The following is an 8,612-nucleotide window of genomic DNA, read 5'->3' as shown; positions in this document are numbered from 1 at the left end:
TGTCGCGTCACCGTTCAAGACTCACCCACCGAGGAGCGGAACCTCTTGATCAACACGCCCTAGCACCGATCTTTCGGGAGGTTCGTGATGGGTGTCTGCGACATTCCTGTCATCTCCGCCGTCTGTGACACCGCAGGCGAAGCCGCCGCCAGCCTGATCTCCGCCCCGTTCGACTGGCTCGCGCAGGCGATGGGCGCGGCGGCCGGCTGGCTGTTCGAGGCCGTGTGGACGGTGTTCGACACCACGACGCTCGTCGATGTCCAGTCACCCGAGTACGTCTCGGTCTACAACCTGCTGTTCGGCATCGCCGTGTTCGTGATGCTGTTGTTCTTCTGTCTGCAGCTGATCACCGGGCTGGTCAAACGCGACCCGACCGCGCTCAGCAGGGCGGCGTTGGGCCTGGCGAAAAGCGTGCTCGGCAGCTTCGTAGTCATCACGCTCACGGCTCTGATGCTGGAGATCGTCGACCAGCTCAGCCTCGGCATCATTCAAGCCGCGGGCGAGACGACCGAATCCATGGGTGACAAGATCACGGTGCTCGCCGCGGCACTCGTTGGGATCAACATCGCCTCGCCCGGAGTCGGCGCGATCATCACGATCTTCTTCGCCAGCCTCGCCATCACCGCCGCCGCGATCGTCTGGCTGTCCCTGCTGGTCCGTAAGGCGCTGCTGCTGGTGGCGATCGTCCTCGCCCCGCTCGCGTTCTCCGGGGCGTCCTGGGACGCATCGCGGGGATGGATCGGCAAGTGGGCGATGTTCGTCATCGCCCTGATCGCCTCGAAGCTCGTGCTGGTCGTGATGTTCCTGGTCGCGATCACGCAGATCTCTGCCCCGATCGACGCGGACCTCGCCTCGATCAGCGACCCGATCGCCGGGATCGTGCTCATGGCGATGGCCGCTTTCGCCCCGTATCTGACCTACAAGTTCCTGGCATTCGCGGGCTTGGACTTCTACCACGCGATCGGCTCCGAACAGGACGCGAAGCAGGCTCTCAACCGTCCGGTGCCCTCACCGTCCAAGCCGCAGGGCGCGGAACCGAAGAAGGTACTCGACGGCGCAGCAGACACCAAGACCGGAAGCGGCAGCGGAAGCGGAGGTGGCGGAGGTGGCGGAGGTGGCGGAGGTGGCGGGTCAACGCCTCCACCTCCACCGCCTCCGAACACGGGCGCGGCCGGAGCGACGGCGGGCGGTGGCGGCGGAGCCGCGGCGGCCGGAGGTGGGGCGAGCGCGAGCACCGGCGGCGCGGGTGCCGGCGCGGCCGGTGCTGGAGCTGCCGTTGCGGGACCCGCTGCTGCCGTGGTGATCGCCGCGCAGGTCGCCAAGGGTGCGGCCGAGGCCGGGCCGAAGGCCGGCGCCGCCCTCGCAGGGCAGGCCGATACCGCCGCCGACGGTGCCCAGCAGCCCGGGAACCAGGCGTCAACGACCCCGCCGCCCTCGTCCTCGTCGACGCCACCCGCACCGCGGGCGACCCCACCGCAGGTCGCCCCACCGCAGAGCGCAGGCTCGGGCTCATCGCCTCAGCCGACTCCGCCACCGCCGCGGCAGAGCCCGCCGCCTGCGCCGAAACCGACCGGGAAGGAGTGAGCTGCCGTGGCTGCCTCGAAGAACGAGACCGTGAGCGAGCTGGTGCCGGTGAAGTTCTCCCGGCTGGCGCGCCGTGGAGTGCTGCTGGGTCTCTCGCTGTCCCAGCTGATCACCCTCGCCATCGGCGTCCTCGCCATCGTCGGGGCCCTCTACGCCGGCGGCGGTCAGCTACTGGCATACACCGCGCCGGTCTGGGTGCTCTCGGCGGTGCTGACGTGGGTGCCGATCGCGGGCCGTCCGGTCGTGGAGTGGCTCCCGGTCGGCTGCTGGTGGCTGTGGCGCACGACCATCGGCCAGCTGATCTACCGGCGCCGGGTCGTCAAGCCGCGTCCGGCGGGAACCCTCGCCCTGCCCGGCGACATGGCACGGTTGCGGGAGTACGAGGACCCCGAGACCGGGGCCGGGATGATCCACGACCCCCACGCGGGCACGCTGACCGCGGTGTGCGAGGTGACGCATCCCGCGTTCGTGCTCCTCGACCCCGGCGAACAGGAACGCCGGGTGTCCTCCTGGGGGCGTGTGCTCGCGACGGTGTGCCGTTCCGGTCGCGTGGCGACGCTGCAGGTGCTGGAGCGCACCCTGCCGGACTCCGGGACGGGACTCGCCGAGTGGTGGGCCTCGCACGGTGCCGACGATGGTTCGTGGGCGTCCACGACCTATCGGGAGCTGATCGACCGGGCGGGGCCTGCCGGGGAACGGCACGCCAGTACGATCTCCCTCGCCCTGGACATGGGGGCAGCGGCCCGGCAGATCCGCACCGCCGGCGGCGGGATGCGGGGCGCGGCGGCGGTGCTGCGGCAGGAGATGGCGACGCTCACCGCAGCGCTACGGGCCGCAGACCTTACCCCGTCGGGGTGGCTGGGCACGGGGCAGATCGCGGTGATTCTGCGTTCAGCCTACGACCCGGCGATCGCGGCCACGTTGGAGCGGCACGGGCAGCTTGGGCAGGACCTCGCCACTGCCGGGCCGGTGGCGGTGAACGAGTCCTGGTCGCGGCTGCGCACCGACTCCGCGCACCACGCGGTGCTGTGGGTGTCGGAGTGGCCGCGGTCGATGGTGTATCCCGGGTTCCTCTCGCCGGTGCTGCTGTCCACCGGCATCCAACGCGCGTTCTCCCTGCTGTGCACGCCGTTGCGGTCGGATCAGGCCGCCCGTGACATCCGCAAGAAGAAGGTCGAGCACATCTCCGACATGGCCCAGCGGCAACGGATAGGGCAGATCGAGGACGCCGCCCAGACCGCCGAGTACCAGGACGTGCTCCAGCAGGAAGCCGACCTCACCGCCGGGCACGGCGTGCTGCGCTACACGGGCCTCATCGCCGTGTCCGCGCCTACCGTCGATGAGCTCGATGCCGCTGTCGCCGCGATCGAGCAGGCGGCGATCCAAGCGTCCTGCGAGACCCGCCTGCTGGTCGGGCAGCAGGCGGCGGCGTTCACCGCCGCAGCGCTCCCACTGTGCCGCCGCATCTGACCCGGGGAGCCCGAGCGCACCTGAGAGACAGCCCCGCGGTGGCGGGGCTGTCTCTCATCCGCGCCCGAGGAGGCCCTCTGATGCCGACGTTCGATGATCCGCTGACCGATTCAGCCGAAGCGTCTGCCGCGCTGCGCGGCCTGGCGCACGCCACCCGCACCTTCACGAACCCGGCCGACACTTATCGGGTTCTCGGCGACGTGCTCGGCGGAATCCGCTCTCTCCGCCAGGTGGTGGATCAGGTCGCGAGGGCGCACCTCATCCATCGGGCTCGGGCGCACGACGATGACGGTAGTCAGACGGTCGGCGCGTCCGCAGCGCTCGCTGCGGCCGATGATCTGCTGCAGTCCGCGACCGCACTGGATGGTGTGGAGCAGCGCCTGGATGCCGCGCTGGGCCACTCCGGGCGCATCGCCTGGCACCCCGGGGGCCCTGCGGGCGGCTTGGCCGTGAGCCCGCCGCCAGCCGCTCCACCGCCGCCCCGGTGGGTCAGCGTGATCTTCCTGCAGGGCGACGAAGCCGACACGGTGCTCGAGCTGATCGACCGGAACGGCCCGGACGCGGGCATCGAGCACCTCTCGCAGTGGGACTACGGCGAGGAGACAACCGGAGCGGCGCTGGAGAACGGGTATGTCTACGACAAACCGCCCTCGGGCCCGGCCGACAAGGTGGCGACTGCCGGAGAATACACGCTCACCTACAACGCGCCGCTCGGGCATGTGGGTCTGCTTCGCGCCTACCACGCGCCACCTGATCCCGCCCTCAGCGCGCGCACCGTCACTGTGGGAGGCCCCGCGAGCATCAGTGACGCCGGGGCCGCTGTCGGCAGCGCGGGGGGTGCGGTGGGAGCTGCGGTGGGGATCAGCGGGGGTGCTGCCCTCGGCGGGGCTGCGGCTCGCGCGGCGCTGCGACAGGGCGCGGCAAGAGCACAGCGACACGACTGGTTCTCCGCCCGCCCCGTGTCTTCGACACCGCCCGGGACGGGGCGTTCCTTGTGAGCGCGCGACAGGAGCCGGAGCGGCTGCATACCGCGGTGCTCGTGTCTCCGGCTACGGAGCGGCGACGCCTGCGGAAGCAACGCCGCCAGGCCGCCGCGCGCCTGGAGGCCGAACGCCGCACCGCCGAGCGCGAGAGCGCCCAGGCAAGAGCCGACGCCGCGCGCCGCGAACAACAGGCCACCACCCTGCTGCCTGCCGCAGGAGAGACCGGAACTGGCGCACTGCGCACCCCGGGCCGGTTCCGCCTGCCCCGCCACCAGGACACCAGTGCGACGCTGGCGGGAGCGTATCCGTTCGTCGCGGAAGGGGGGCTCGGCGCGGACGGCGTGTTCGTCGGCCAAGACCTCTACTCCGGCGGGAGCTTCGTCTACGACCCGTGGGTGCTGTACGCGCGGGGGCTGATCACCGCTCCGAACATCGTGCTGGCCGGGATCGTCGGCTCCGGGAAGTCGTCGCTGGCGAAGTCGCTCTACACGCGCAGCCTGCCGTTCGGGCGGCGTGTGTATGTGCCGGGCGATCCCAAAGGCGAGCACACGGCCGTGGCCGAAGCCGTCGGCGGACGGGCGGTCGTGCTCGGCCACGGGCTGTCGACGCGCCTCAACCCGCTTGATGAGGGTCACCGGCCCAGCGGGCTCTCGGATGAGCAATGGGCGTCGACCGTCGCGTCGCGGCGGCGTGACCTGATCGGCGCGCTCGCGGAGACGGTGCTGGCCCGAGCGTTGACGCCGCTGGAGCACACGGCGATCGACCTCGCCCTCACCGAGACGGTGCGAGCGAATAGCGTCCCGATCCTTCCGATGATCGTCGACCGCATCCTCGACCCGGGGCACGACGCCGACGAACGTCTCGCCGAAGACGGGCGCCTGGTCGGTCACGCCCTGCGCCGCCTCGTCGCCGGTGACCTTGCGGGGCTGTTCGACGGCCCCTCGACGGTGCGGTTCGACCCGTCGTTGCCGATGATCTCCCTCGACCTATCCCGTGTCACGGAGAACTCCACGCTGATCTCGGTGCTGATGACCTGCTCGTCCGCATGGATGGAGTCCGCGCTCCTGGACCCCAACGGCGGGCAGCGGTGGGTCATCTACGACGAGGCATGGCGGCTCATGTCCCACCCCGCGCTGCTGAAACGGATGGACGCACACTGGCGGCTCGCGAGGCACTACGGCATCGCCAACATGCTGCTGTTCCACAAGCTCACCGACCTGGACAACGTCGGCGATCAAGGCTCCGCCATGAGAAGCCTCGCGAACTCGCTGCTCGCCAACGCCGAGACGCGGATCGTCTACCGGCAGGAATCCGACCAGCTCGGCGCGACCGCGCAGGCTCTCGGGCTGACGGGAACCGAGCAGAAACTCCTGCCCGGACTGGGCGTCGGGCAAGGGCTGTGGCGGATCAAGGACAGATCCTTCGTGACGCAACACCAGTTGCACCCCGCTGAGCTCGAACTCTTCCGGACAGACGCCCGCTACTTGCAGACCGGCCGGGGCGGTGCGTCATGAGCGAGAACGAGGCCGAGGAGCGGCTGACGCAGGCGATACTGATGCTCGACGAGGGGCTACGCCGCATCGCGCGCAAGTACGAAGGCACCGTGTCGCTGCTGGAGGAAGACCCGGAGACGTTCGGAGCAGGGCACTACGTGTTCTACCCGGAAGCACACTCACGGACACGGTTCGCGATCGAAGAGCAGTACGCGCCCGGCGTCGGCTGGGACGACCCCGACCGGGTGCCGACATCATGGCTCTGGCGCGCCGAGCGCAGAACCCGCCACCCGGACGGCACGCACGTCTGGGCGGAGGAACAGTTCGGAGAGAGCTTCCCGGAACAGCTTCCGGAGCTGCTGACGACAGTGGAGCGGTGGGTGCGACGCACCAAGAACCTCGCCGACCAGGAGCAGGCCTTCGGCGGTCCCGACCGGCGCGGGCCGGCCCCGCCCGCCCCGTCGCTCTGATCCGCCCGCCGCCCTCGCCCCACCGGGGTGAGGGCGGATGCGCGCGTGCACCTGCAGGGCGTGAAACCTCAACGCCCAGACCATGAACAGCCGAAGACCCGACGTGCAGCCCGCCGCGCCGCGGCACCGACCGACCAGGCGCCGACAGTGCTGCCGAGCGTCGTCATCGCCGTCGCCGAGACCGGCGAGCTGACGGTCACCATCGATGACGTCCCGTATCCGTCGGAGCCGTTCGCTCCCGCCTGGCGGAGGGAAGACTTCGCCCGGCTAATCGACCAGATCACCGACCAGCGGCACTCCGCGATCCGCGTCGAAGTTCGCGAGAGCGACGGCACCGTGTTCACCGATATCGTCGCACCCGCCCGGCGGCGCACGTCGGAGACCGCGCCCGACCCGCAAGCCGCCACTGCCGCCGCTGCCGTGGAGCTCGTCGAACTGCGCGGCAGCGGGTTCGTGCCCGGCGAGGACATCGCGGTCGCCGTCGTCGTCGCCCACACCGACGCCAGCCACGACGGCACCGCACGCACCGTCCTGGAAGCCACACAGCTCGACGCGAGCCCGACCCGCGAAGTGATCCTGCTCGGGCGAGTATCGGGAACGCTCGAGATCGGGCACCCGCAATGAGCACTCCGAGACCCGCAGGGTCGCTCGGCGACGAGCTGACCAACTTCGGCATCGGCATCCTCGTCGCGGCCGCACTGCTGGCCGCGGTGCTGCGCGGCGCGGCCGCGCTGACCGCATGGATCACCGGGCTCCCGCAGCCGACGGGCGGCGTCGAGGCCGGCCTCGGCGTGCTGCTGCACCCCCTCGACCCCGCCGTCCCGCTGGGCGCCCCCGGGCTCAACCCGATCGCCTACTGGGCCACCGCGCTGATCCTCCTCGCCGGGACCGGGATGATCGGCTGGTCGGTGTGGCGCCTGATGCGCGAGCACGGGCGCGCATCGAAGAGCGACCCGTACCGCATCGCCGGGATCGCCACCCGCGCAGACGTCGTGCGGAACGCCTCGGCCAAGGCGTTGCTGCGTCGTGGCAGCCAGCTGCGCCCCTCGGTGCACAAGCCCGCCGCAGACGACATCGCCTACCTGCTCGGCACCTCACGAGGGCCGGGCGTGTGGGCGAGCGTCGAGGACTCCATCCTCCTCATCGGCCCGCCCCGCTCCGGCAAGGGCCTCCACGTGGTGATCAACATGATCCTCGACGCACCCGGCGCAGTCGTCACCACCTCGACACGACCCGATAACCTCACCGCGACCCTCCGCGCCCGTCAGGCGATCGGGCCCGTCGCGGTGTTCGACCCGCAGCACCTGGCCGAAGGCCTGCCTGCGGGGCTGCGATGGTCACCGATCCGCGGCTGCGAAGACCCGCTGACCGCGATGATCCGCGCCGCCGGACTCGCCGCAGGCACAGGCCTGTCCGCAGGCGGTGTGGAAGGAGGCGGGTTCTGGGAAGGCAAGACCCGCACAGCCCTGCAAGCCCTCCTACACGCTGCGGCTCTCGACCACCGGCAGCCGGCGGAACTGTTCCGCTGGACCCTCGACCCGTCGGCGGCGGCCGATGCGGTGGCGATCCTCGTCGGCCACCCCCGGGCGGCGGCCGGGTGGGCGGAGTCGTTGCAGGCAATGATCGACTCCGACCCCCGCACCCGCGACTCGATCTGGCAAGGCGTCTCCCTGGCGCTGGCCGCGCTCGCCGACCCGCGAGTGCTGGACGCGGTCTCACCGGGGCCTGCCGAGCAGTTCGATCCCGAGTCGTTCCTGCGCGCGAAGGGCACGCTGTATCTGCTGGCGACCGGTGCGGGCGCGAACAACAGCTCGGCGCTGGTGGCGGCCTTCGTGGAAGACCTCGTCGAGGCCGCCCGGCACATCGCCGCCACCAGCCCCGGGGCGCGCCTCGATCCGCCCCTGCTGCTGGCCCTCGATGAGGTCGGCAACCTGGCTCCGCTGCCGTCCCTTCCGACGTTGATGGCCGAAGGTGGCGGCACCGGGATCACCACCGTGCCCGTGCTGCAGTCGCTCGCGCAGGCACGGGAGAAGTGGTCGGAGAACGCGGCCAGTGCGATCTGGGACGCGTCGATCGTGAAGATCATCCTCGGTGGCGCGTCGAACTCGCGGGATCTGAACGACCTGTCGACGTTGATCGGCGAACGCGACGAGATCACCGACTCCACAACGGTCGGCGACCACGGCTCCCGGTCGACACAACGGTCGATCCGGCGGGTGGCGATCATGCCGCCGGACACGATCAGGACCTTGCCGTTCGGCACTGCGCTCGTGCTGTTGCGCAGCGCCCCGCCGATCGTGACCCGCCTGCGCGCGTGGACGGTCCGCCGCGACGCGAAAGAGCTGCGTGCCGATCGGGCCGGTATCGAGCGGCTTCTCGAACGGCCCGCCCCCGCCACCGGTGATGTCGAGAACGCACCTGTCGGTCAGGACGAACCATAGGAGCACCCATGCCGAACGACCGCACGATGAAGCGCCGCGCCCTGTCGACGGGTGAGGGGGCCCTGTGATGGTCAGGCGGCGCGGGCCGAAGGTGCACGAGGGCCAGCTCGAGTTCGACCTGTGGGGCCTCGGTGAGACCGCAGCGGACGCGACCCTCTCGCTCGCCCGTGA

The 8,612-nt window shown here is 70.9% G+C and carries 7 protein-coding genes; all 7 read left to right on the top strand.

Going from position 1 to position 8,612, the window contains the following annotated elements; all coding sequences use genetic code 11:
* The first annotated feature begins 87 nt into the window (after positions 1 to 87).
* A complete protein-coding gene (locus AS96_RS05810) occupies positions 88 to 1,584 on the top strand; it encodes a hypothetical protein (protein ID WP_036286706.1) in 1,497 nt (498 codons plus the stop codon).
* A 6-nt stretch (positions 1,585 to 1,590) separates the two neighbouring features.
* Complete coding sequence (locus AS96_RS05805; protein ID WP_036286702.1) at positions 1,591 to 3,054, top strand: PrgI family protein; 1,464 nt, start codon at positions 1,591 to 1,593, stop codon at positions 3,052 to 3,054.
* Between the two features lie 80 nt (positions 3,055 to 3,134).
* Positions 3,135 to 4,052, top strand: a complete 918-nt coding sequence (locus tag AS96_RS05800; RefSeq protein WP_051498767.1) for a hypothetical protein — start codon at positions 3,135 to 3,137, stop codon at positions 4,050 to 4,052.
* On the top strand, positions 4,049 to 5,551 hold the full coding sequence (locus AS96_RS05795; RefSeq protein WP_036286700.1) for an ATP-binding protein: 1,503 nt from the start codon (positions 4,049 to 4,051) through the stop codon (positions 5,549 to 5,551). The genes AS96_RS05800 and AS96_RS05795 overlap by 4 nt, the downstream gene beginning before the upstream one ends.
* On the top strand, positions 5,548 to 6,000 hold the full coding sequence (locus tag AS96_RS05790) for a hypothetical protein (RefSeq protein WP_036286697.1): 453 nt from the start codon (positions 5,548 to 5,550) through the stop codon (positions 5,998 to 6,000). The genes AS96_RS05795 and AS96_RS05790 overlap by 4 nt, the downstream gene beginning before the upstream one ends.
* A gap of 147 nt (positions 6,001 to 6,147) precedes the next feature.
* Positions 6,148 to 6,624: a hypothetical protein gene (locus AS96_RS05785; RefSeq protein ID WP_036286694.1), complete on the top strand. Its 477-nt coding sequence runs from the start codon at positions 6,148 to 6,150 to the stop codon at positions 6,622 to 6,624.
* Positions 6,621 to 8,441 carry a TraM recognition domain-containing protein gene (locus AS96_RS05780; RefSeq protein ID WP_036286691.1) on the top strand — a complete coding sequence of 607 codons (1,821 nt, stop codon included), beginning with the start codon at positions 6,621 to 6,623 and terminating at the stop codon, positions 8,439 to 8,441. Before AS96_RS05785 ends, AS96_RS05780 begins: the two co-directional genes overlap by 4 nt.
* Positions 8,442 to 8,612: the final 171 nt, after the last annotated feature.

The sequence above is a fragment of the Microbacterium sp. MRS-1 genome (genome assembly GCF_000585455.1).
GTDB lineage: Bacteria > Actinomycetota > Actinomycetes > Actinomycetales > Microbacteriaceae > Microbacterium > Microbacterium laevaniformans.
The sequence above is the reverse complement of the archived record's forward strand: the minus strand, read 5'-3'. Positions and strand labels throughout refer to the sequence as shown.